The sequence below is a fragment of the Plantibacter flavus genome (assembly GCF_002024505.1).
In the GTDB taxonomy this organism is placed as follows: domain Bacteria; phylum Actinomycetota; class Actinomycetes; order Actinomycetales; family Microbacteriaceae; genus Plantibacter; species Plantibacter flavus_A.
This window is the reverse complement of the sequence record NZ_CP019402.1, coordinates 2,891,408-2,915,698: the sequence shown is the minus strand read 5'-3', so window position 1 is coordinate 2,915,698 and position 24,291 is coordinate 2,891,408. Positions and strand designations below refer to the sequence as shown.

Here is a 24,291-nt window from a genome sequence, read left to right as displayed (position 1 = left end):
CCGACACCTGCTGGATATGCCTGAGCGCCGAGGATCCCCACAGCAGGATGCCCCGCTGCGGGGGCTCCTGCCCCGGAGCGGATGCCCGGTCGGTGCCTACGGTGCGCAGGCCTCGAACACGTGGTCGGGGTCGTCCGACGGCGTGAGGTCGCGGTCCCGCAGGATCGTCGAGAACGGGACCTGCGGATCGGCGCACACCTCGTCGAAGGTGCCGCGCAGGTCGTCGGTGTACTCGATGTCCAGCACGGCGCCTCCGTACACCTCGGTGTAGGTGGCGCACTCGTCGAAGCGGTGGCACTCCTCCGTGACGGCGAAGTCGAACCCGACGTCGTCCCGACCACGTGTGCCGAGCTCGGCGGCGTTCTTCTGCCCGATGAGGAGGCCGGCATCGTGGGCGAGGTCGGCGTACCGGGTGGCGAGGGCGATCGCGTCCTCCACGGTGAGTCGACCGTCGGACCGGGTGTACGAGTCGAGGTTGTCGATCTCGACGGCGTCGAAGCCTGCCTCAGCGCAGCGGGTGATGCTCGCACCGACCCGCTCGGCGATCCGCGCGCGACGGTCGTCGGTGGAGAGGTCGAAGATGAGTTCGTCGGGCCAGTTCTCGTCGATGATCGGTTCACCGGTGTCGTCGGTGAGGACCAGGTCGGGCTCGGCCAGCCAGGCCTCGCGATCGGCCGGCTGGCTCTGGAACCCGTTGACGTAGCAGATGGAGTACCGGTCGGGGTCGGGGGAGTCGGTGCTGTCGCGCGCGACGCCGCCCACCCCTGCCGCCGGTTCGTAGCCGCCACCGAGCTGGTAGTCGAAGACGATGTCCGTGGGGAACCCGCCCGCTGAATGGGTCGGCCCGGTGTCGGAGCTCGCACCACTCGGGAAGGTGGAGCAGCCGGCGGCGGTGACCGCGAGCAGGACGGCGGCGCCCGCCGCGATGAGCAGCTGCGCGCGACGACGGAGACGGTTCATGTCTCCACCCTAGGTCGCGGTCCCGTCCGGGGGTCGTCGCTCAGCCGGTACCGTTGGGGCATGAAGTATCTGGTGTTGTTCTCCGCGGGTGCCGCGCTCATCGTGCTCGGGATCGTCTTCGCGCTGCTCCTGGAGCTGCCCGTCGGGTTCCGCATCGCCGGGCTCGTGTCCATGCTGCTCGGCACCGTCCTGATGGGTGTCAACATCGGTCTGCAATTCTTCGATCGCCGCAAGGAGCGCGCACGTCGGCTCTGAACCACGACGGCGCAACCACCTCACCCGGTCGGTTCCCCGGCGTTACCCTCGATGGAACCCACTTCCGCCGAGGCGGGACGACGACAACCCGGAGGCATCGTGGCGCGCGCGCTCTTCATCATCGACGTACAGAACGACTTCACCGAGGGCGGTGCGCTCGGTGTGGACGGCGGCGAGGCCGTCGCCGCGGGGGTCACGCGGCTGCTGGCCGAGCACGGGGACGAATACGCGCACGTGTTCGCCTCACGCGACTGGCACGACGCCGCGGGCGACAACGACGGTCACTTCGCGACGGGTGAGCCCGACTACGAGACGAACTGGCCGGTGCACTGCGTCGCGGGGAGTGCCGGCGCCGAGTACCACCACGCGCTCGACACCAAGAGCGTCGACACCCACATCCGCAAGGGCCAGGGTGCCCACGGGTACTCGATCTTCGAGGGCGTGACGCCGGAGGGACGGGCCCTCGGGGAGGTCCTCGCCGAGGAGGGCATCACCGACGTCGACGTCGTCGGCCTCGCGACGGACTACTGCGTCCGGGTCAGCGCCCTCGACGCCATCGAGCATGGCCTGCAGGTCCGCGTCCTCGCCGGTCTCGTCGCGCCCGTCGACCAGGCCGCCGGGGATGCGGCGCTCGCCGAGATCGCCGAGGCCGGGGGTGTGGTCGTCCCCGTGTGACCTCCGTCCCCGGGTGCCCCACGCAGATAGTAAGCTAGCTGCGTATTCTTCGGAGCAGGGCGAGAACGGGGCGCGCGCATGACGCACGGACGACACGGCGGAACGCGGACGGACGCGGAACCCCGGACGCAGCAGCGGGACCGTGCGGGTGCGCCGCGGTGGCTGCGGGTCGCGCTCCCCGCGGTCCTCATCCTGCTCTGGCTCACGGCCGCCGGCGTCGGCGGTCCGTACTTCGGGAAGGTGAGCGAGGTCGCGACCAACGACCAGACGAGCTTCCTCCCGGCGAGCGCGGACGCGACCGAGGTCCAGACGGCACTCGACGGGTTCCGGGAGGGTGACGACATCCCTGCCCTCGTGTTGTTCGTCCGCGACGGCGGGATCACCGACGAGGACCGGGGCGCAATCGACGACGAGCTGTCAGCGCTGTCCTCGACGGAGGGCGTCGCCGACGGCATCTCGCCGGCCATCCCCTCCGAGGACGGCGACGCGGTCGAGGTCTTCGTCCCGATCAGCGGTGACGCGGAGGTCGGCGACGTCGTCGAGGCCCTCCGTGCACAACTCGCCGAAGCGGCCCCGGCCGGCCTCGACGTCTTCGTCACCGGACCGGCGGGGTTCACCGCCGACCTCACCGACGCCTTCGCCGGCATCGACGGCATCCTCCTCCTGACCGCGCTCGGCGCCGTCTTCCTCATCCTCATCGTCGTGTACCGCTCGCCGGTCCTCCCGTTCCTCGTGCTCGGCACCTCGCTGTTCGCCCTCTGCACCGCACTCCTCACCGTGTGGTGGCTCGCGAAGGCCGGCGTCGTCCTGCTGAACGGCCAGGTGCAGGGCATCCTCTTCATCCTCGTGATCGGCGCGGCGACCGATTACTCGCTGCTGTACGTCTCGCGGTACCGGGAGGCGCTCCGCGACCATGAGCGGCGGTGGGATGCGACATGGGCTGCGCTCCGTGGATCGTTCGAGCCGATCGTCGCGTCGGGCGGCACCGTCATCGCCGGACTGCTCTGCCTGCTGCTCAGCGACCTGAACTCGAACAAGGCGCTCGGGCCGGTCGCCTCGATCGGGATCGTCTTCTCGGTCCTCGCGGCGCTCACCTTCCTCCCCGCGCTCCTGCTGGCCTGCGGTCGCACCTCGTTCTGGCCGCTGCGCCCGAAGGTCGGGAGCGAGCACCGGGTGCGCGCCTCATCGACCGACGACACCGCCGTGCCGACCACCGGTCTGTGGGGTGGGATCGCCCGTCTGATCTCCCGCCACGCCCGCGTCGTCTGGATCGGGAGCACCCTGCTCCTCCTGGTCGCGAGCCTCGGGGTCTTCCAGCTCAAGGCGGACGGTGTCGCCCAGAGCGACCTCATCCTCGGCACGTCCGAGGCCCGTGACGGTCAGGCCGCCCTCGGTGAGCACTTCCCGGCCGGCTCGGCGAGCCCCGTGTACGTCCTCACGCAGGAGGGCGATGCCGCGCAGGTCATCGGGATCCTCGAGGATGCTGACGGTCTCGACAGCGTCCAGGTGCTGTCGAGCGACGCCGCGACGGGCACCGCGGATGCGACGGTGAGCGACGGGGAGGCGGTCTTCACGGCTCCCGCCGCGGGGCCGCCGGGGACCCCGGTGGCGTCCGCCGAACCGACGGTCGACGACGGCCGCATCCTCCTCCAGGCGACGCTCGACGCGGCACCGGACTCCGTGACGGCGGAGGAGAGCGTGCGACAGCTGCGCTCGACCCTCGACGCCGAGGTCGGCACCCACACGCCGGTCGGCGGCGTCACGGCGACCGCCATCGACTCGAACGACGCGTCCATCCACGACCGGAACCTCATCATCCCCGTGGTGCTCGCCGTCATCCTCCTCATCCTCATGCTGCTGCTCCGCTCGGTGCTCGCCCCGGTCCTGCTGATCCTCAGCGTGGTGGTGTCCTTCGGTGCGGCCCTCGGGGTCTCCGCGCTCGTGTTCGACCACGTGCTCGGGTTCCCGGGCGCGGACCCGAGTGTGCCGCTCTACGGCTTCGTCTTCCTCGTGGCGCTCGGGATCGACTACAACATCTTCCTCATGACGAGGGTCCGCGAGGAGTCGCTGCGGGTCGGGACGAGGGCCGGCGTGCTGCGGGGGCTGGCGATCACGGGTGGCGTGATCACCTCGGCCGGACTCGTGCTCGCGGCCACGTTCGCGGCGCTGGGCGTCATCCCGATCCTCTTCCTCGCGCAGATCGCGTTCATCGTGGCGTTCGGGGTCCTCCTCGACACGATCATCGTCCGGACGCTGCTCGTCCCGGCCCTCAGCCACGACATCGGGAGCGCCATCTGGTGGCCGTCGAAGCTCGCGAAGGATCGGGTCGAGCACCGGCACGCGGCCTGACCGAGGCGGTCGCGACCGACTACCCCTGCTCAGTGAGGAACGCCAGCACGGCGTCCTTGAACGCCCGCGACGAGACCGCGTTGAAGTGCTCGCGGCCGGGCAGCCCCACGTAGCGGGCACCGGCGGCTTCGGCGAGCCGCCGACTGCCGGCGGCGACCGCGTCGTCGTCTCCGGTCACGAGCAGCATCGGCAGCGGCGGCACCTCGGCCGTGCTCGGTTGGGGTCCTCCGCGGAGGCCTTCCACCAGGGCGATGAGCGCCTCCACGTCGTTGCCCGGGACGCCCTCTGCCATCGTGACGTAGGTGTCGGTCAGGGCGTGCGCGATCGTCGTCCCGGTCCTGACATGGTGACGGGCAGACTCCAGGTCGAAGTCGCGGAGCGAGTCGCCCTCGGGGAGACCGCCGAGGCTGAGGGAACGCACACGGTCCGGGTGTCGGACACCCAGCCGCCAACCCACCCGGGAGCCCAGCGAGTACCCGAGGTAGTGCGGCTCGTCGAGGCCGTAGCCGTCGAGGACGGACAGGACGTCGTCGACGAGGATGTCGAGTCGGTATGCGGCCGGATCCGTCGGTTTGTCGGAGGCTTCGTGACCGCGTTGGTCGAGGCTCAGCAGGCGGTACCCGGCACGCGTCAGTGTGCGCGTCCACCCGGCGAGGTCCCAGTTGAGGCCGGCGCTCGAGGCGAAGCCGTGCACCGCGACGATCGTGCCGAGGTCGCCTGTGCCGGGAGCCGGTTCGTGGAGGTACGTCGCGATCCGGATGCCGTCCGTCGACATGACGTAGGTGGGTTTGGTCGGGGCAGGCTGAGGAAGCACCCGTCAACGATACCCGCGGTGGCGCGGCGTAGGCTCAGTCGACGGCCACCGGTCGTGGTCCCTGGTGCATCATCTCGGAGAGGTACGGGGCGACGACGCTCGTGGAGATGCGGCAGTCGAGCAGCAGGACGCCCTGCGCCCCGGCGTGGACCCAGTCGGTGAGTCCGTCGAGGTCCGCGAGCGTGTCGATCGTCACGCCCTGGCCACCCAACGCCCGCGCGAGGGCGGCGAAGTCGACCTCGTCGATGAGCATCGGGGTCTGGTCGAGTCCACGTGAGCCGTACTGGTGGACCTCGGCTCCGTAGGCGGCGTCGTTGAAGACCACGATCACGCCGCTCGGCACCGTGCGGATGACGGTGTCGAGGTCGGGGAGCGCCATGAGGCCGCCGCCGTCGCCGGTGCAGAGGACGGTGGTGCCCGTGTGCCCGGCCGCCGCGGCACCGACCGCGCTCGGGAACCCGAGCCCGATCGACTGGTAGGCCGTCCCGACCATGACGAGGCGGTCGGGGGAGGGGATGTCGAAGTACATCGGCGCCCAGCCGATGAAGTGGCCGCCGTCCTGCACGACCGTGCGGTCGGCCGGGAGCAGCTCATTGAGTCGGTGCGCGAGGTTCCGGGGGTCGAGGCGCCCGTCGGCGCACAGTCCGTCGCCGGAGGAGCCGTCACCCAGGTCGCGGTCGAGGTGCGGTGCTGGGCGGGCGTGACCGGCCGACGCGACCCATCCGGACCCCGCGCCGTCGGAGAGCCGTTCCAGGAGACCTGCGGCTGCGAGGGCCGCGTCACCGTGGACGAGCTCGTCGACCCTGGCGTTCGTCGGGGCGTCGGCGAGGTCGACCTGGATGACGTGGGCAGCGGGGGAGAAGGCCTCGCCGAACCGCATCGTGAACTGGTTGAGGCCGGCGCCGACGACGAGCACGACGTCCGCCTCGGCGATGCGACTCGCGGCGTGCTCCGTCGCGAAGCCGCCGGCCACCCCGAGATCACGGGGGCTGGAACCGAAGAGCCCGCGTCCGAGCGCCGTGGTCGCGGTGTGGGCGTCGAGCAGCTCCGCGAGCTCACCGAGGACGGGGCCGGCGTCGGCCAGCCAGGCTCCACGCCCGGCCAGGATGAGCGGACGATGTGCGCCGCGCAGAGCGGCGGCGGCGGTGTCCAGGCGCCGCGCGACGGGCTCCACGCGGGACGGCCGGACGAGCGCCGGGTGGTGCGGTGTGCCGTCCGCCCGCAGCGGCTCGTCGGACGCCACGGCGGCGAGGTCGTAGGGGATCGCGAGCACGACCGCGGTCCGGCGGTGGACGGCGTGCTCGATGGCGCGGAGCGTGGTCGCGGTGGCGTCGTCACGACCGACGGTGAAGGTCGGTGCACCGAGCCCGGCGGCGATCTGGAACTGGTCGACGTCCCAGGGGCGGGCCCCGGTGGTCGGGGCGTCACCGACGACGAGGATCAGCGGGATCTGGGCCATCACCGCCTCCGCGAGGGGCGTCAGGGTGTTGGTGAATCCGGCTCCGTAGGTCGCGGTCGCGGCAGCGAGACCGCCGCCGGCACGGGCGTAGGCGTCGGCTGCGGCGACGCCCCCGGCCTCGTGACGCATGGCGGTGAAGCGGGTCCTGGTCGTGGCGAGTGCGTCGAGGAGGTGCGCGTTGCCGTTGCCCATGACGCCGAACACCTCGGAGACATGGCGGCTGAGTGCCTGTGCCACCCGGGCGGAGACGGTGGAGGAGCGGGTCGACGTGGGAACGGTCGACGAAGCGTGTTCGGACATGGGAGACCTTCGAGAACGTGGACGGATGGGATTCCGTGTGTGTCTCGCCGGTGCTGGCCGCGCTATCGCCCTTTTTTCGAGCAACGACCCCCGTGCTGCGGAGTCTGACGAGCACACTCTACTCCGCGGCGACCGCGCTGCACAGTGCGGCAGCGACAGCATCCGCTCCACATCCGTGACGCCTGCCGGACAGTCGGACCCGGGTTCGACGGAGGCTGGCTCCATGAACCACATCGTGCAGGCCAACGCGGCCGAAGACCTCCTCGCCCTCATCCCCGGACTCGTCGGAAGCACTCCGAGATCGAGTCTCGTCGTCGTCCTGTTCGCGGGCCGTCACAGCCGCGGCGCACTCCAGGTGCACCTGCCTGCCGGAACGGACGTCGACCGGCAGGTGGCGGACGCCGCCGCGGAGCGAGCACTCGGGTTCGCCTGCCGGGCCCCGGGTGTCGACGCCATCGTGCCCGTGGTCTACACGGACGACGCATTCGGAGCCGGGGCGGAGCCGCCGGGAAGGACGATCGCCGACGCCGTCCTCGAGCTGGCGACCGCGCAGGGGTTCACGGTCAAAGACGCCCTCTGCTCGGCCGCTGACGGCTGGGGCTCCTACCTCGACCCCGGACTCCCCGCCGGAGGGCGTCCGCCGGCGATCGTGGCCTCGGCGGCGGTCCCGCCGGTCCCACCGCTCCCCTGGGAGCTCGTCACGACCGAGGTCCCGTCGGTGGACGTGGCGACGTTCGCAGCCGTCGACCTCGAGTACCGGGTGCTCTGCGCTCGACTGGCCTCCATGCTCGAGAAGGCCGCCGATCGCGCCCGCATGACCTGCCGGATCGACGTCGGAGACGCCGTGGAACGACTCGACGGCCTTCCTGCGGTCTTCGAGGACGCGCTCGCCCGCGGCGTCGAGGGGATGACCGCCCGGGAAGTGGCCTTCCTGTTGCTGAGCCTCTCACGCCCTTGGGCGAGCGATCTCGCACTCATGCAGTGGGCGTTCGGGCGCGAGCTGGGCGAGGAACTCGACGACGCCGAACGCGCGTACGGGCATCTGCCGGTCGGGACGGACGACCCGGAGGTGTTCCACCGGGTCGCCCACCTGCTGGTCGGCGACGGACCGCATCCCGACGTCCAACGCATCCGTGCAGCGAGCAGCCTGCTCCTCGGCGTCGCGGCGCGAGCGTCGGAGTCCGCACGCGTCGCGCCGCTCGCCATGCTCGCCTGGCTGTCGTGGGCGCTCGGCCAGAGCACGCGCGCGACCGCCTTCCTCGCCGAGCTGGTCGACGAGGAGCTGGACCACCCGCTGGCGGCGACCGTCGGGTCGCTGATCCGCCAGGGGCACCTCCCGGCCTGGGCGTTCTGCAGCACCCCGGGAACACGCGACGGCGTAACCGCCCCCAGCGATCAGCCCGCAGCGTGACGCTCCAGGAAGTCGTAGACCTCGGAGTCGTCGACGCCCGGGAAGGTGCCGCTCGGCAGCGGGGAGAGGATATGGGTGTGCAACCGGGCGCTCGGCCAGGCCTGCTCCCGCCACTTGTCGGCGAGGTCCGACGGCGGTCGACGGCAGCAGGTCGGGTCCGGGCAGGTGGAGACCGCACGCGTCGTGGTCTCCCGTCCGCGGAACCACTTCGCCTCGCCCCAGGGCACGCCGACCGAGATCGAGAACTCCCCGGCCTCGGTCGTGCCGGTCTGCGTCGCGCACCAGAAGGTACCGGCCGGGGTGTCGGTGTACTGGTAGAGCTCCGTGGTGCGGTTCGTCCGCGCGAAGGCGTTCCGTGCGCTCCATTTCCGGCACACGATCTGGCCCTCCACCGCGCCAGTCACGTCGACGGGCAGCGGCAGCGCATCGTTCTCATAGGCCTTCGAGATCGCCCCGTCCTCGGAGACCCGCAAGAAGTGCAGGCGCATGTCGAGCCGGGCGGTCGCCAGGTTCGTCAGGCGCAGCGCCGCGGCCTCATGGGTGACCCCGAAGGCGTCGCGGAAGTCCTCGACGGCCAGGTTGCGGTCGCGCTTGGCCTGTTGCAGGAACGACACCGCGGCCGTCTGCGGCATGAGCGCCGCCGCCGCGAAGTAGTTGATCTCGAGCCGTTGCCGGAGGAACTCGGCGTAACTCGTCGGACGCTGGTGCCCGAGCAGGCGGTGCGCCATCGCCTGCAGGGCCATGGACCGCAGGCCGTGTCCGCCGGGGATCGAGGCCGGTGGCAGGTAGATGCGCCCGTTCTCGAGATCGGTGACGCTGCGGGCGGAGTGCGGCAGGTCGTTGACGTAGATGAGGTCGAAGCCGAGCTGTTCCGCCATGATGCTCACCGTGCGGTGGGTGAGTGCGCCGGTGCTGTGCCCGGCGCGCAGCACGCGCGACTCCGCGAGTTCCTCGATCTCGGGCAGGTGGTTGTCGCGCTCCCGCATCCACTCCCGCAACTCGGTGTTGGCACGCCGCGCCTCCTCCGGGGTCGCGATCGCCTCGCTCGCGTGCCGCTGCAGTTCGCGGTGCAGGCCCACGAGTGCGCGGAGGGCCTCGTCGGGGATGCCTTTCGACGGCTTGACGATCGGCAGGGTCAACTCGCCGTAGAGGGCACTGCGCTGGAGGCGGTCCAGCTCGATCTCCAGTGCTGCGCGGGGGTTCGGTGCCTCCTTCGACAGCAGGTCGGTCAGGTCGACCCCGAGCGCGGTCGTCAGCTCCTGCAGGACCGACAGCTTCGGCTCGCGTTTCCCGTTCTCGATGAGGGAGAGCTGGCTCGCCGCCAGCCCGACCCGTTCGCCGAGGTCGTCGAGGGTGAGGCCTCGCCGGGTCCGGAAGTGCCGGATCCGATGGCCGAGTGTGAGGAGTTCGGCAGCGGCGGTCGATGTGGGAGTCGGCGTCATTCCTTCACCGTATCGAAAGAACCGAGATTCTTGAAGGGTGAACGCCCGCGAAGATCGTCAGAATCAGGCGCATGGTGGCTCTACGACCACTTCTTGACCGTCCCACCAACGCCGGAGGAACGCATGTCCATCGCCGAACTGATTCCCGATACCGCACCCGCCCTCGCCGCCCGCGCGGAGCTCCGAGCGGTGCCGCGCCCGAAGCGGACCGGCCTCGCCGAGCTGCACGCCTGGGTCGACGACCTCGCGGCCCTCCTGGAGCCGTCCGCGATCCACTGGGTCGACGGCTCCGCGAGCGAGTCGCACCGGCTCACCCACCAGCTCGTCGAGGAGGGGAAGCTGATCAAGCTCAACCCCGAGTGGCGGCCGAACAGTTTCCTCGCCCGCAGCGATCCGCGCGACGTCGCGCGCGTCGAGGACCGCACCTTCATCTGCTCCGAGCAGGAGGAGGACGCCGGCCCGACCAACAACTGGCGGGATCCCGCAGTGATGCGTGACGAACTGCACGGGGTCTTCGCCGGCAGCATGCGCGGTCGCACCATGTACGTCGTGCCGTTCTCGATGGGCGCGGTCGGCGGGCCGCTCTCGCAGCTCGGCGTGCAGATCACCGACTCGGCGTACGCGGTGCTCAGCATGGGGATCATGACGCGGATGGGTGACCGCGTGCTGGAGCTCATCGCCGACGGACAACCGTGGGTCAGGACCGTCCACTCGGTCGGCGCCCCGCTCGACGCGGGGCAGGCCGACGTGGTCTGGCCGTGCAACGACACCAAGTACATCGTCCAGTTCCCGGAGACGCGCGAAGTGTGGTCCTTCGGCTCCGGCTACGGCGGTAACGCACTCCTCGCGAAGAAGTGCTTCGCACTGCGGATCGCCTCGGTCATCGGACGCGACGAGGGTTGGTTGGCCGAGCACATGCTGCTGGTCCGGGTCGTCTCGCCGGAGGGCCGGGCGTTCCACATCGCCGCCGCGTTCCCCTCGGCCTGTGGCAAGACCAACCTGGCGATGCTGCGTCCGACGATCCCCGGGTGGACGGTCGAGACCCTCGGCGACGACATCGCGTGGATCCGACCCGGCGACGACGGCCGTCTGTACGCCATCAACCCGGAGGCCGGCTTCTTCGGGGTCGCACCCGGCACGGGCGCCGGCACGAACGCGACGGCCGTCGACACCCTGTGGGGCAACACGATCTTCACGAACGTCGCGCTCCGCGACGACGGAGACGTCTGGTGGGAGGGACTGACCCCCGAGCCGCCCGCCCACCTCGTCGACTGGCAGGGCCAGGACTGGACGCCCGAGTCGGGGCGCCCGGCGGCCCACCCGAACTCGCGGTTCACCGTCGCGGCGGCGCAGTGCCCGTCGATCGCCGACGACTGGGACGCGGCCGACGGCGTCCCGCTCGACGCGATCCTCTTCGGCGGGCGTCGCGCCACGAACGTCCCGCTCGTGGTCGAGGCCAGCAGCTGGGAGCACGGCGTGTTCATGGGGGCGACGATCTCCTCCGAGCAGACCGCCGCCGCAGAGGGCACGGTCGGCGAGCTCCGTCGCGACCCCTTCGCGATGCTCCCGTTCTGCGGCTACAACATGGCGGATTACTGGAGTCACTGGCTCCGAGTGGGCGGTGCACTCGAGCACGGCAAGGCGCCGCGGATCTTCCAGGTCAACTGGTTCCGGAAGGACGCCGACGGCTCCTTCCTGTGGCCTGGCTTCGGCGAGAATTCCCGGGTCGTCGAGTGGATCGTGCGGCGGCTCGAGCACGAGGCCGACGCACGGGAGTCGGCGATCGGCCGGTTGCCGCTCCTCGACGAGCTGAACCTCGACGGCATCGACGTGCCCGAGGCCGACCTCGACGCCCTGTTCGCCGTCGACCGCGAGTCCTGGCTCGTCGAGTGCGACCTCACCGAGTCCTTCTTCGACACCTTCGGCAGCCGCGTCCCGGCCGCCCTCCGTGCGGAACTCGCCGCCCTGCGCTACCGCCTCCGATCCTGATCCTCGTCCTCCATTCGCCCAATTTTGGGCGAATGGAGGTTCGGGTGCCCAAAGATGGGCGAACGAACCGGTGACGAGGGCGCTCCACAGGCTGGAGACCGCGGCGGCTTGTCGATACGAGGAGGATACGCCGTTCGCGGACCGACCGATCGCGCGACGATCGAAGCATGACGCCGACCGATCTACCCGATCACCACGCCTTCTCCGTCCGCTCGGCGCTGGAGCAGGGCGTCTCGCCGGAGCGCCTCCGCACGACGCGCGTCCCGGCACCGTTCCCGGGGGTTCGGAGCCTCGCTGCACCGCGCAGGGGCGCGGACCTGCCTCCCGAACAGCGTCATCTCGCGCACCTGGAGCTGTGTCGTGCGTACGCCTTGCGAATGGCACCGGCGCAGTTCTTCTCGCACCTGTCGGCCGCGCATCTCCTGGAGGCTCCGCTCCCGGCGCGGCTGCGCTGGGACGAGGTGCATGTCGGCGTCCGGCCGCCGGACCGAGCGCCCAGGGTTGCCGGGGTCGTCGGCCATCGCTTGGCGGGCCTCTTCGGCGATCCGATCCTCGTCGAGAGGCTCGCGGTCGTGAGTCCCGCCGACATGTGGTGTCGGCCCGGACCGATTCTCGACATCGATGAGCTGATCGCGGTCGGCGATCATCTGATCCGTGAGCGTGGTGCGTCCGGCCGGTGGCTCAACCAGCGCCTTCCAGCGCTCTGCTCGCTCGACGACCTCGGAGCGGCGCTCAGCGGATCCCGGCGTCTCGGCGCGGGGGCACTCCGTGCCGCGCTCTCGCAGATCCGCGCTGGTTCCGAATCGCCGAAGGAAACGGAACTCCGACTCGCCTTCGTTCGTGCCGGCCTCCCGGAGCCGGTGCTCAACCACGAACTCCGCGATCGCTGGGGGCGATTCATCGCACGTCTCGACCTCGCCTACCCGGCGTATCGCGCAGCGTTCGAGTACGACGGGCGCCAGCACGCCACCGACCCGGGGCAGTTCGCGAAGGACGTCGACCGGATCCATGCCGTCACCAGACTCGGCTGGTCCCACGACCGCTTCCTCGCACACCACCTGCAAGCGGGTGCCGCGGTCGCGATCGACCGAGCACGCGAGCGCCTCATTGCGGCAGGATGGCGCCCGTGACACCGTTCATTCGCCCTTTTTTGGGCGACGGAGCACCCATTCGCCCAAGAATGGGCGAATGAACCGGGGTCACACGAGGAGCTGGTGCTTGGCGAGTTCGCGGTAGAGCGGGACCTCGGTCACGAGGTCGCTGTGGGTGCCGACGCCGACCACCCGACCCTCCTCGAGGACGACGATCTGATCGCTGTCGACGACGGTCGAGAGCCGGTGCGCGATGACGATGAGCGTGCGTCCCGTCGCGACCGCGTCGATGGCTTCCCGCATCATCTGCTCGTTGACACCGTCGAGGCTCGAGGTCGACTCGTCCAACAACAGGATCGGGGGAGCCGCGAGGATGGCGCGAGCGATGGCGAGGCGTTGCCGCTCGCCACCCGACAGCATGATGCCGTCCTCGCCGACCGGAGCGGCGAGACCGAGTGGGTTGCGGTCGAGGACCCCGCCGAGGTTGACCGCGTGCAGGACGCGCTCGCAGTCGGCGTCGCTCGCATCCGGTGACGACAACAGCAGGTTGTCACGCAGCGTGCCGGCGAGGACCGGGGCGTCCTGTTCCACGTACCCGATCTGGTCCCGGAGGTCGGCGCGGGGGATCGTGCGGATGTCGACGCCGCCCAGCCGGATGGCACCGGCCGTCGGGTCGTAGAACCGTTCGATGAGCCCGAGGATGGTGCTCTTGCCGGCGCCGGACGGTCCGACGAGCGCCGTGCGTCTGCCCTGCATCGCGGCGAAGGACACCCCACGGAGCACCTGACGACCGAGCGCCGACTGTGCCTCGGTGAGCCGGGCGGCGTCGGCGGCGACGACCTGCGGTGCGCTGGTGCCCTCGCTCAGCGCATCGGTCGCGAGCGCCTCCGCTGCGGCCCGTTCGCGCTCGATGACCGCCGCGTCCGGGTAGGCGAACTCGACCCCGTCGAACTCGATCGCCGGAGCGGACGCTGAGGCGGCCCCGGGACGTCCGACCCGCGCGGCGATGGCCGCGTCGTCGTCGCCCTCGTCGGGCAGGTCGAGGATCTCCTGGATCCGGCCGAGCGCTCCGAGCGCCTGGTTGACGCTCGTGATCGCACCGAAGGCCTGACCGAGCGGCATGATCATCATGAACAGGAAGAGGATGAACGCGACGAGACTCGCGATCGTGATGGCCCCGGACGCGACGCGGAACCCACCGACGCCGAGGACGACCAGGAACGAGGTCTGCATGGCGATGCCGGCGACCGGGACGACCAGCGAGGAGATCTTCGCGATCCGCACGCCCACGCCGTAGACCTCCTTGGCCACGCCGTCCACCGCGTCGATCTCGCGGTCGGTCGCGTTGGACGCGCGGATGGTGCGGATGGAGCTGATGGCCCGCTCGACCGCCGCGGCGAGCTCACCCACCTTGGTCTGCTGCTCGCGGCTGGCGACGCGGATGCGTCCGCTCAGCGCGACGACCACGACGACCGAGACGATGACGACGAGGAGGGTGAGACCCAGCAGGACGGGGTCGATGATCGCCATGGCGATGAGTGCGCCGAGGAAGGTGATGGCACCGCCGACGGCGTCCACGAAGCCCTGCGTCAGGACGGCATAGAGCATGGTCGTGTCGCTGCCGACCCGCGAGACGAGGTCGCCGGTGCGGCGCGTGTCGAACTGGCTGATCGGCAGCCGGAAGATGCGCGCGATCAGCTGGCGCCGGGAGGAGTACACGACCCCGGTGCCTGCGCGCTGCAGCAGGTAGTGCTGGTATCCGCTGATGACGCCGGAGACCACGACGAGCCCGACGAGGAGCCACGCCAGGTTGCCGAGCGACCGGCCCGCCTCGACGACCCCGATCACCTGGCTGACGATGAGCGGCTGGGCGAGTGACGCGGCCGCTCCGATGACGCTCAGGATGATGACGACGATGAGGATCGAGCGGTGCTCGAAGATGTACGGCATGAGCTGCTTGAGGCTCGCGCGGGGACCGTCGTCCTTCGGTCGGCTGAACGGGTTGCGGCTGCGTGCCGGGCGCGCTGGGGTGCTCATGGTGCTCTTCCTCCGAGGTGCGGTGCGCGGCTCCGAGACGTCCATGGCGACGGCGCACCGTGGTTCAACTCTAGGCGACGGTCGCACGCGCCGAGCCCGAAGCCGACGCGCCGAGCGCCGACGCAGCAAGGGCCGGTGCGCGGAGGTGTCCTCCACGCACCGGCCCTCGGTGATCGCCTCGATCAGGCGTCGATGTCGACGTCCTTGGTCTCCTTGGAGACGATGAGGGCGACGAGCGTGATCAGGGCCATCACCGAGAGGTAGACGCCGACCCAGAACGGGCTGCCGCCGCCGGCACTCCACAGTGCGACGGCGATGAACGGTGCGACCGCTGCGCCGAGGATCGACGACACGTTGTACGAGATCCCCGACCCGGTGTACCGCACGTTCGTCGGGAACAGCTCGGGCAGCAGGGCGCCCATCGGTCCGAAGGTGAACCCCATGAGGCTGAACCCGATGATGAGCCAGATCATGACCCCCGTGAACCCGGCGCCGAGCAGCGGGACCCAGACGAGCCCGAACACGAGGATCGCGCTCGTCACGACGATGAGCGTCCTCCGGCGTCCGTACTTGTCGGCGAAGGGGCCGGACACGAGCGTGAAGATCCCGAAGAAGACCACGCCGGCGATGAGCATGAGGACGAAGGTCGTGTAGCTGTAGCCGAGGCCGGCGACCGGCGCGTCGAGCGGCGCACGGCCGTAGCTCAGCGAGAACGTCGTCATCAGGTAGAAGAGGACGTACGTGGCGAGCATGAAGAAGGTGCCGAGGAGCAGCTTGCGCCAGTGCAGCTTGACGACGCTCGCGAGCGGCGACCGCTGCACCTTGCCCTGCTCCTTCGCGTTCGTGAACGCGTTGCTCTCGACGAGGCGGAGTCGGACCCAGAGGCCGACGATCACCATGACGACGGAGAACAGGAACGGGATGCGCCAACCCCACTCGAGGAACGCCTCGGACGGCATGGACGGGTCGTCGCTCGGCAGGATAGCCGCGATGATCAGGAAGAGTCCGTTGGCGATGATGAAGCCGATCGGCGCACCGAGCTGCGGGAACGTGCCGAACAGGGCACGCTTGCCGGTCGGCGCGTTCTCGGTCGCCACGAGGGCGGCACCCGACCATTCGCCGCCGAGCGCGAAGCCCTGACCGATGCGGAGGATCACGAGCAGCAGCGGGGCGACCCAGCCGACGAGCTGGTAGGTGGGCAGGAGGCCGATGAGGAAGGTCGCGATCCCCATGGTGAGGAGGGCACCGACGAGCGTCGCCTTCCGACCGCGCTTGTCGCCGAGGTGCCCGAAGATGACGGCACCGACGGGGCGTGCCACCATCGCGGCGCCGAACACGGCGAAGGAGGCGAGGAGACCCGCGGTCGGGTCCTCACTCGGGAAGAAGAGGTGCGGGAAGACGAGGACGGCGGCCGTCGCGTAGACGTAGAAGTCGTAGAACTCGATCGTCGTGCCGATGAGGCTGGCGAGGACGACACGAGAGCGCGGATTGACCGGGGCCTTGGTGACTGGGGTTGCTTCGAGAGACATGCGTGCGCGTTTCGGTTCGGGAATGGACGCCGTCGAAGCATCAGCACCGGTCGCGCACGCCCGCCGACGACGGCAGGATCAGAGGTTCGCCCGCTTGTGGCAGGACCATGACACTGTACGCCGAAGTGCGGCATTCCGGTATTCGGTTGCCCAGCAGGGCGGATGCCGATACCGGAATGCCGCGTGATGCGACGCGCTCGAGTCAGCCGCGCAGCTCGCGGAGGACGACCGCGGTGGCCACGGCGGCATCGGCGGCCTCCGCCCCCTTGTCCTCCTTCGACCCGGGAAGCCCCGCGCGGTCGAGCCCCTGCTTCTCGTCGTCGAGGGTGAGGACGCCGAAGCCGACGGGCTTGCCCGTCTGGATGCTGACCTGGGTGAGGCCGCTCGTCGCGGCGTCGGAGACGTACTCGAAGTGCGGCGTGCCGCCGCGGATGATGACCCCGAGGGCGACGACCGCATCGGCCCCGGCCTCGAGGGCGGCTTTGGCGACGACCGGGAGCTCGAAGCTCCCGGGGACCCGCACGAGGCGATGGTTGGCACCGCTCGCATCGAGGGCCTTGACGGCTCCGGCGATGAGACCGTCGGTGATGGTCTCGTGCCAGGTGCCGGCGATGACGACGATGTCGAGGCCGGTGCCGTCGACGCTGATGGTGGGGGATCCTTCGCCGCTCATGCGGTCTCCTGTCTTCGTCCCCGAGCGCATCGGGGGTTGGTGGTGTTCCCGCTCCTCGAAGGAATCGAGGAGCGATGGTGGACTACTGGTGCGGGTGCGGTTCCGGTGCGAGCTCGAAGCCGATGCTGTGGCCCATGCGGTCGCGCTTCGTCTCGAGGTAGCCCTCGTTGAACAGGCCGACGCCGACCACCAACGGGACGCGCTCGCTCACGGCGATGCCGTGGTTCGTGAGCTGTCGCTCCTTCTCCGGGTTGTTCGAGAGCAGGCGCACGGAGGTGATGCCGAGGTCCGTCAGGATCGCGCTCGCCGCCGTGTAGTCGCGGGCGTCGGCCGGCAGCCCGAGCGCGAGGTTGGCGTCGAGGGTGTCGAGACCGTCCTCCTGCAACCGGTACGCACGCAGCTTGTTGACGAGACCGATGCCGCGCCCCTCGTGCCCACGCAGGTAGACGACGACACCGCCGTGGCGCTGGATGGTGTCGAGGGCGCTGTCGAGCTGCGGACCGCACTCGCACTTGAGCGAGCCGAACGCCTCGCCGGTCAGGCACTCCGAGTGGACGCGCACGAGCGCACCGGTGGCCTGCGGGTCGCCGGCGATGATGGCGACGTGGTCGGCACCGGTCCTGCGGTCGCGGTAGGCGCGCAACCGGAACGAGCCGTGCGTTGTCGGGACGGTCGTCTCCACCTCGAAGGACACGTTCGACGACTCGGGGATGGCCGCCTGGGCGGTGCGTTCCTCGGCGCAGACCGCGGCCGCGTCGGGGTTCTCCTCGAGGAACGCGACGAGCGCGGCGATCGTCGTGACGAGCACGCCCTCCCGCTCGCCGAGCGCGATGAGGCCGGGCAGACGCATCATCTCGCCGTCGTCGGCGACGATCTCGGAGATCGCTCCGACCGGGACGAGCCCCGCGAGCTTCATGAGGTCGACGGCCGCCTCCGTGTGCCCGTCGCGCTCGCGCACCCCGCCGTCGACGGCGCGCAACGGGACGATGTGTCCGGGGCGCGAGAGACTGGCAGGCACGGACGCCGGGTCGGCGAGCACGCGCAGGGTGTGAGCGCGGTCGGCGGCGCTGATGCCGGTGCTGAGTCGGTCGGCCGCGTCGACCGTGACGGTGTACGCGGTGCCTCTGGGGTCCTCGTTGAGCGCGACCATCGGCGGGAGGGCCAAGCGGTCGGCGATCTCGTTCGTCATCGGTGCGCAGATGAATCCGGAGGAGTGCCGGACCGTCCATGCGATCCACTCCTGGGTGGCGGACTCCGCAGCGAGGATCACGTCGCCCTCGTTCTCTCGGCCTTCGTCGTCGGCCACGATGACGGGACGGCCCTGGCGGAGTGCCTCGAGGGCCTCCGGGATGCTGGCGATGCTCATACGTTGCCCCTTCCGGTGGCGGTGGTGCCGACCGGGTCCGCGGACTGCGGATCCTGGCCGATGCTGCTGGGGAGTGCCGACTCGAGACGGCTGAAGGCGAGCATGCGCTCGACGTGCCTGGCGAGGATGTCGGTCTCGAGGTTCACACGGTCGCCGGGGACCCGATCGCCGAGCGTCGTCGCGGCCAGCGTCTCGGGGATGAGGGACACCTCGAACCAGGCCTCCGGTGCATCCGGAGCGCTGATGGCGCTGACGGTGAGCGAGACGCCGTCGACGGTGATCGACCCCTTGTCGACGACGAGCGGCGCGAGTGCCGCGGGGAGCGAGACACGCACGATGCGCCAGGCCTCGCCGGGCACCGTGGCCAGGACGGTGCCGGTGCCGTCGACGTGCCCTTGGACGATGTGTCCACCGAGACGGTCACCGACGCGGGCCGCACGTTCGAGGTTGACCGGAGATCCGACCGTGACGCCGTCGAGCGAGCTCATCGCGAGGGTCTGGGCCATGACGTCGGCCGTGAACGTCTCACCGGTCTGCTCGACGACGGTGAGGCAGACACCGCTCACGGCGATGGAGTCCCCGTGCCGGGTGCCCTCGAGGGCGAGCGGGCCACGGACGGTGAAACGTGCCGAGTCGTCGCCGTGGTCGATGGCGACGATGGTGCCGAGTTCTTCGATGATGCCCGTGAACATGGGTGGTCCGTTCTCTGGGGGTCAGGCGGTGAGGTGGTGGGCGGCCGAGGCGGAGGCGCTGCGGTCGGGTGTCGTGATGACGAGGAGGTCGTCGCCGAGTGGTTCGACGCCGACGGTGGTGAGTCGGATCGCTTCGCCGATGGTGTCGACACCGAGGTCGCCGATCGCGAGGCGAGGGCCGCCGAGGAGCACGGGGGCGAGATAGGTGAGGACCGTGTCGGCGAGTCCTGCGCGGAGGAACGCCGTGGCGATGGTCGGGCCGCCCTCGATGAACACGCTCCGGACGCCCGCGGCGCGGAGCTCGGCGAGCAGCGCGGCCGGATCATGCCCGTGGTGGAGGACGACCGGCCGGGGGTGGCGGTGGACGGCGGCGTCCCGGGGGATCGGGCGATCGCCCATGACGACGGGCAGGGGCTGCTCGGGCAGGAGGTCGCCGCGGTCGTCGCGAGCGGTGAGGCTCGGGTCGTCGGCGAGGACCGTCCCCGTGCCGACGAGGATCGCGTCGTGGGCGGCCCGCCGACGGTGGACGTCGTCGCGTGCGGCATCGCCGGTGATCCAGCGGCTCGTGCCGTCGCTCGCGGCGATCCGCCCGTCGAGACTCGAGGCCCACTTCACGGTGACGAGCGGACGCCCGAGGCGGGCGGTGGTGAGCCAGTCACCGAGGAGGTCCTCCGCCGGTCCGGCGAGCACGCCGCCGATGACGGTCACGCCGCCGTCGCGGAGCCGTTCCGCTCCACCCCCGGAGTGGTGGCCGGGGTCGTCCACGGCGAACACGACGCGCTCGACGCCGGCCTCGAGGAGGGCGACGGCACACGGACCGGTCCGGCCCGTGTGGTTGCACGGTTCCAGGGTGACGACGGCGGTCGCGCCACGGGCCGCCCCGGGCGCGAGGTGGGACAGGGCGTCGACCTCCGCGTGCGGGGTGCCGGCTCCGCGGTGCCAGCCCTCGGCGAGCACGGTGCCGTCGTCGTCGAGGATGACGCAGCCGACGCGGGGGTTGACGCCGCGGGCGGGGCCGTTGGCGGCGAGTTCGAGCGCGCGCAGCATGGCCTGCTCCTCGCGGACACTCGCCTGCGGTGCCTCGGTTCCTGCGCTCATCTGTCCGTCATCTCGGTCGGTACTGACACGAGTTCCGGGGTCGCGGGCAGGTGCTCGCCGGCGTCGACCATCGGCCGACGCCCGTGCTTCCTTCCATCCGGACTCGAACGCCGTCTGCGAGCAGACGCGTTCATAACCGTCGGTCCTGGAGTTCCACCAGGTCAACCGGGCCTCGCTTGCGCGAGACACGGGTCGCGGACTATCACCGCCGGTTCGGACTCTCACCGACCCCGGAGCACGTTACGTGTTGTCGATTCTAGGTCAACGGGCTGAGTGGGTGCCCTATTCCCGGTTCGGATGACGCCCGGTTGCAGCGCCTGAAGCGGCCGGGGTCAGCGCTGGGCGTCATGCTGATCGATCGCCGCGCGGGCGGTTCCCTCGTCGACCACGAGGTCGGAGATGAGCCCTCCCGCCAACGCCCCGAGGAGCGGCGGCACCTTGGCGGCACCGGCGACCACGCAGATCCGACGGGAGACCCCGCGCAGCACGTCGAGGTCGGGTCCGGATGCGCGGTTGTTGAAGGGGATGTCCCGCCACGAACCGTCGGCGCGGAAGAAGACGGTCGCGACGTCCCCGACCGCCCCGGCGCTCGCGAGCGCCTCGAAGTCGCTGTCGTCGAGGTAGCCGCCGACGTACACGTGGCTGGGTACGCCCGAGAGCTGCGAACCGAGACCGAACAGCGCGACGTCCATGCGCCGTTGGATCTCGAGCACGCGTCGGATGCTGCGCTCCCGCCACAGGGCGAGCTTGGTCGACGGGTCGTCGAAGAAGGCCGGAACCGCGAACTGCTGCGCGTAGGCCCCGTAGGCGTCCGCGTACCGATGCAGGATCTCACTCGCGTAGAGGATGCCCGAGGTGCGCGTGTTGGCCGCACCGTTCAGCTGGACGATCTGCGAGTTGTGGGTCCGCTTGGGGGTGAGGTGCCTCGCCACCGCACTCACGGTCGAGCCCCAGGCCAGGCCGAGCGTCATGTTCGAGTCGAACACGGAGCCGAGAAAACGTGCAGCCGAGAGGGCGACCCGCTCCAGGCGGTCGATGTCGCTCGTGTGGTCGGGGACCGGGACGATGTGGGCGGTCACGCCGAACCGGTCGCGGAACTCCGCTTCGAGCCGCGACGGCATGTCGTGCGGGGAGCGCACCTGGATGTCGACGAGCCCGCTTTCCCGCGCATATCCGAGCAGGCGGGACACCGACGACCGGGAGGTGTGGAGCTCCTGGGCGATGGCCTCCATGGTGAGGTCCTGCACGTAATACAGCTGTGCGGCACGGAGCGCCTCGGCCGTCCGGTCCGGCTGACTGAGCGCGTCTGCGAGCGACATCGGGTCTCCTTGCACGTTTGTTCACTAGGGCTGTTCAGAGTTGCAGCGGGTGTCACGATGTATTCAGTCACATCATTCAGCGGCGCGCAATCCCGGCAGCGTCGCGTTCCAACCGCGAAGAAGCGAGGCATCTCATGTCCCTCAAGTCGTCAGCTCCCCGTTCCACCGTCCAGTCCGTCATCGACCGCCCGCAGGCGTCGGTGCTCATCATCGGCGGCGGCATCAACGGCATCGCGACCTTCCGCGACCTGGCGCTCCAGGGCGTCGACGTCACGCTCGTGGAACGCAACGACTGGGCCTCCGGCGCCTCCGCCGCGTCGAGCCACATGATCCACGGCGGCATCCGGTACCTCGAGAACGGTGAGTTCCGCCTCGTCCAGGAGTCGGTGCAGGAGCGCAACGGGCTCATCAAGATCGCCCCGCACTACGTGAAGCCGCTCGAGACCACGGTCCCGATCTTCTCGACCTTCTCCGGCATCCTCTCCGCACCGCTGCGCTTCCTCACCCACAAGCAGGGCAAGCCGCAGGAGCGTGGCGCGCTGCTCATCAAGGTCGGCCTCACCGCGTACGACTCCTTCTCCCGTGACGGTGGCAGCGTGCCGCGTCACCGCTTCCACGGCCGCAAGAAGTCCCTCGCCGACCTGCCGAAGATGAACCCGGGCCTCAAGTACACGGCGACCTACTACGACGCCTCCATGCACGACCCGGAGCGCCTCGCGCTCGACGTCCTCATGGACGGCCTCGCCGCTGGCCCGCACGCCCGCGCCGTCAACTACGTCGAGGCGGTCGGCATGGGTGCCGACGGCGTCGAGCTCCGCGACACGGCCACCGGCCAGACCTTCACCGTGACCAGCGACGTCGTGGTCAACACCTCCGGCCCCTGGACCGACCTCACGAACGCCGGCCTCGGCGAGCCGACGACCTACATGGGCGGCACGAAGGGCTCGCACATCGTCCTCGACAACCCGGAGCTCTACGCGGCCACCAAGGGACGCGAGATCTTCTTCGAGCACGAGGACGGCCGCATCGTCCTCATCTACCCGCTCAAGGGCAAGGTCATGGTCGGCACGACCGACATCGACGCCGACCCGAGCACCCCGAGCGTCTGCACCGAGGAGGAGGTCGACTACTTCTTCGACCTCGTGAAGCACGTCTTCCCGACCATCGCGACCTCGCGTGAGCAGATCGTCTACCGGTTCTCCGGCATCCGCCCGCTGCCGAAGCACGACGACGAGGCCCCCGGCTTCGTGTCGCGCGACTACCGGATCGAGCGCCGGGCCGCCGCTGCACGTCCGTCCACCACCGTGTTCAGCCTCGTCGGTGGCAAGTGGACCACCTTCCGGGCCCTCGCCGAGCACCTCAGCACGGACGTGCTCAACACCATCGGAGCCCCGCGCCCCGTGGAGACCCTCGGACTCGCGATCGGTGGCGGCGCAGGCTTCCCGCGCACCGACGCCGCGACGCGCACCTGGGTCGCCGCGCACGAGGACGGCACCGGCGCCAAGCGCGCCGAGCAGCTGCTGGGCCGGTACGGCACGAAGGCCGCCGCACTCCTCGAGCACCTGTCCGAGCACGGCGATGACCGCTTGCAGGGCGCTGCCGACTACAGCGTGCAGGAGCTGGAGTACCTCGTCGAGCAGGAGCAGGTCGTGCACCTCTCCGACGTGCTGCACCGCCGCACGAGCCTCGCGTTCACCGGATCGCTGACCGCCGGCCTCGTCGACGAGATCGCCCGCGTCGTCGGCGGTGTCCTCGGGTGGGACGACGCCGAACGGACCGCGCAGATCTCCGCAGCGCTCGACCGCCTGCGCGACGCCCACCAGGTCGACCTCCGGGTGGACGCCGCCAAGGAGGCCCCGGCGTTCTCATAATGCACGAATGTGCAGGCAAGGCCCTTGTCCTGTGCAACAGGAGCTGGCTACCTTACAAGCAACTGGTCAGTGCAACCTCGCCCAGCGGGGGCTCGCGCCTCGGCGTCGGCCCCCACACGGCCACACCTATGAAAGGTCAATGAAGACATGAACCTCGGAACCATCTTCCTCTCCGAGACCGTGGGGACGGCGATGCTCGTCCTGCTCGGTACCGGTGTGGTCGCCACGGCGATCCTCACGAAATCCAAGGGCCTCGGTGGCGGCTGGCTGCTCATCAACTTCGGTTGGGGCCTCGCGGTCTTCGCCGGCGTCACGGTGTCCTACGCCTCCGGCGGACACCTGAACCCCGCCGTCACGATCGGCTTCCTCACCACGGGGTCGATCGACTTCGGTACGGCGCTCGTCTACTGGGCGGCGCAGATGGTCGGTGCCTTCATCGGTGCCGTGCTGACGTACTTCGCCTTCAAGCAGCACTTCGACCAGGAGGAGGACCCGGGCAAGAAGCTCGGTGTCTTCTCGACCGGTCCGGAGATCCGCAGCTACGGCTGGAACCTCGTCACCGAGGTCATCGCGACCTTCGTCCTCGTCTTCGTCGTGATGTCCTTCGGCAAGACCGGCCCCGACGCGGTGGTCATCGAGGGCGTGCCCGGAGGACTCGCAGCCCTGGGCGCCCTGCCCGTCGCCCTGCTCGTCGTCGGTATCGGAGCCTCCCTCGGTGGCCCGACCGGCTACGCGATCAACCCGGCACGTGACCTCGGTCCGCGCATCGCCCACGCCCTCCTCCCCATCAAGGGCAAGGGCAAGAGCGACTGGTCCTACGCCTGGGTGCCGGTCGTCGGTCCTCTGCTCGGTGGTGTCCTCGCGGCCCTCGCCTCGATGGTGCTGCTCCCGGCCGTCTGACCTGACGCTGCGGCGGTGACCGGACACGATCACCGCCGCGGCACCCCGGGGCACCGGTTCC

The 24,291-nt window shown here is 70.2% G+C and carries 19 protein-coding genes and 1 riboswitch; of the genes, 8 read left to right on the top strand and 11 right to left on the bottom strand.

Annotation, left to right across the window (positions count from 1 at the left end):
• Positions 1 to 96: 96 nt before the first annotated feature.
• Positions 97 to 960, bottom strand: coding sequence for an endo alpha-1,4 polygalactosaminidase (locus BWO91_RS13520; protein ID WP_079002895.1), 864 nt, complete (start codon positions 958 to 960; stop codon positions 97 to 99).
• Between the two features lie 60 nt (positions 961 to 1,020).
• Here BWO91_RS13520 and BWO91_RS13515 point away from each other — a divergent pair, with 60 nt between their 5' ends.
• The 3 genes from BWO91_RS13515 (at position 1,021) to BWO91_RS13505 (ending at position 4,239) form a co-directional block, all read left to right on the top strand.
• Entirely contained in the window at positions 1,021 to 1,215 is a 195-nt protein-coding gene (locus BWO91_RS13515) for a hypothetical protein (protein ID WP_064294803.1), read from the top strand.
• A 99-nt stretch (positions 1,216 to 1,314) separates the two neighbouring features.
• Complete coding sequence (locus tag BWO91_RS13510) at positions 1,315 to 1,890, top strand: isochorismatase family protein (RefSeq protein WP_079002894.1); 576 nt, start codon at positions 1,315 to 1,317, stop codon at positions 1,888 to 1,890.
• Between the two features lie 78 nt (positions 1,891 to 1,968).
• Positions 1,969 to 4,239 (top strand): MMPL family transporter, encoded by a 2,271-nt coding sequence (locus BWO91_RS13505; protein ID WP_079002893.1) that lies wholly within the window; start codon positions 1,969 to 1,971, stop codon positions 4,237 to 4,239.
• Between the two features lie 19 nt (positions 4,240 to 4,258).
• Here the strand turns inward: BWO91_RS13505 and BWO91_RS13500 are convergent, their stop codons facing one another.
• Together BWO91_RS13500 and BWO91_RS13495 are read right to left on the bottom strand one after the other, a co-directional pair.
• Positions 4,259 to 5,053, bottom strand: a complete 795-nt coding sequence (locus BWO91_RS13500; RefSeq protein WP_240555502.1) for an alpha/beta fold hydrolase — start codon at positions 5,051 to 5,053, stop codon at positions 4,259 to 4,261.
• Between the two features lie 34 nt (positions 5,054 to 5,087).
• Complete coding sequence (locus tag BWO91_RS13495; protein WP_079002891.1) at positions 5,088 to 6,812, bottom strand: thiamine pyrophosphate-binding protein; 1,725 nt, start codon at positions 6,810 to 6,812, stop codon at positions 5,088 to 5,090.
• Positions 6,813 to 7,035: 223 nt separating this feature from the next.
• Between BWO91_RS13495 and BWO91_RS13490 the strand changes: the two genes are divergently transcribed.
• Complete coding sequence (locus tag BWO91_RS13490; protein ID WP_167620482.1) at positions 7,036 to 8,223, top strand: DUF4192 family protein; 1,188 nt, start codon at positions 7,036 to 7,038, stop codon at positions 8,221 to 8,223.
• On the opposite strand, the gene BWO91_RS13485 is transcribed toward BWO91_RS13490, so the two are convergent.
• Positions 8,208 to 9,665, bottom strand: coding sequence for a helix-turn-helix transcriptional regulator (locus BWO91_RS13485; protein WP_071262537.1), 1,458 nt, complete (start codon positions 9,663 to 9,665; stop codon positions 8,208 to 8,210). The genes BWO91_RS13490 and BWO91_RS13485 overlap by 16 nt on opposite strands.
• 123 nt (positions 9,666 to 9,788) lie before the next feature.
• Between BWO91_RS13485 and BWO91_RS13480 the strand changes: the two genes are divergently transcribed.
• Together BWO91_RS13480 and BWO91_RS13475 are read left to right on the top strand one after the other, a co-directional pair.
• Entirely contained in the window at positions 9,789 to 11,654 is a 1,866-nt protein-coding gene (locus tag BWO91_RS13480) for a phosphoenolpyruvate carboxykinase (GTP) (protein ID WP_079002890.1), read from the top strand.
• 167 nt (positions 11,655 to 11,821) lie between these two features.
• Positions 11,822 to 12,784 (top strand): hypothetical protein, encoded by a 963-nt coding sequence (locus BWO91_RS13475; RefSeq protein WP_079002889.1) that lies wholly within the window; start codon positions 11,822 to 11,824, stop codon positions 12,782 to 12,784.
• 69 nt (positions 12,785 to 12,853) lie between these two features.
• On the opposite strand, the gene BWO91_RS13470 is transcribed toward BWO91_RS13475, so the two are convergent.
• The 7 genes from BWO91_RS13470 to BWO91_RS13440 all read right to left on the bottom strand — a co-directional run bounded on the left by BWO91_RS13470 (position 12,854) and on the right by BWO91_RS13440 (position 21,459).
• Positions 12,854 to 14,782, bottom strand: a complete 1,929-nt coding sequence (locus tag BWO91_RS13470; protein ID WP_079003987.1) for an ABC transporter ATP-binding protein — start codon at positions 14,780 to 14,782, stop codon at positions 12,854 to 12,856.
• Positions 14,783 to 14,964: 182 nt separating this feature from the next.
• Positions 14,965 to 16,311, bottom strand: a complete 1,347-nt coding sequence (locus BWO91_RS13465) for an MFS transporter (RefSeq protein ID WP_064294812.1) — start codon at positions 16,309 to 16,311, stop codon at positions 14,965 to 14,967.
• Between the two features lie 202 nt (positions 16,312 to 16,513).
• Positions 16,514 to 16,984: a 6,7-dimethyl-8-ribityllumazine synthase gene (ribH, locus tag BWO91_RS13460; RefSeq protein WP_064294813.1), complete on the bottom strand. Its 471-nt coding sequence runs from the start codon at positions 16,982 to 16,984 to the stop codon at positions 16,514 to 16,516.
• A gap of 82 nt (positions 16,985 to 17,066) precedes the next feature.
• Positions 17,067 to 18,350, bottom strand: a complete 1,284-nt coding sequence (gene ribA / locus BWO91_RS13455; RefSeq protein ID WP_079002888.1) for a GTP cyclohydrolase II — start codon at positions 18,348 to 18,350, stop codon at positions 17,067 to 17,069.
• Positions 18,347 to 19,042, bottom strand: a complete 696-nt coding sequence (locus tag BWO91_RS13450; protein ID WP_079002887.1) for a riboflavin synthase — start codon at positions 19,040 to 19,042, stop codon at positions 18,347 to 18,349. The genes ribA and BWO91_RS13450 overlap by 4 nt, the downstream gene beginning before the upstream one ends.
• Positions 19,043 to 19,063: 21 nt before the next feature.
• Complete coding sequence (gene ribD, locus BWO91_RS13445) at positions 19,064 to 20,140, bottom strand: bifunctional diaminohydroxyphosphoribosylaminopyrimidine deaminase/5-amino-6-(5-phosphoribosylamino)uracil reductase RibD (RefSeq protein ID WP_240555500.1); 1,077 nt, start codon at positions 20,138 to 20,140, stop codon at positions 19,064 to 19,066.
• An 80-nt stretch (positions 20,141 to 20,220) separates the two neighbouring features.
• Positions 20,221 to 20,382: riboswitch (FMN riboswitch) on the bottom strand.
• Between the two features lie 90 nt (positions 20,383 to 20,472).
• Positions 20,473 to 21,459 carry a sugar-binding transcriptional regulator gene (locus BWO91_RS13440; RefSeq protein WP_064294816.1) on the bottom strand — a complete coding sequence of 329 codons (987 nt, stop codon included), beginning with the start codon at positions 21,457 to 21,459 and terminating at the stop codon, positions 20,473 to 20,475.
• Positions 21,460 to 21,593: 134 nt separating this feature from the next.
• Between BWO91_RS13440 and BWO91_RS13435 the strand changes: the two genes are divergently transcribed.
• Both BWO91_RS13435 and BWO91_RS13430 read left to right on the top strand, forming a co-directional pair.
• A complete protein-coding gene (locus BWO91_RS13435; protein WP_079002886.1) occupies positions 21,594 to 23,330 on the top strand; it encodes a glycerol-3-phosphate dehydrogenase/oxidase in 1,737 nt (578 codons plus the stop codon).
• Between the two features lie 147 nt (positions 23,331 to 23,477).
• A complete protein-coding gene (locus BWO91_RS13430; protein WP_079002885.1) occupies positions 23,478 to 24,230 on the top strand; it encodes an MIP/aquaporin family protein in 753 nt (250 codons plus the stop codon).
• The last annotated feature ends 61 nt before the right edge of the window (positions 24,231 to 24,291 follow it).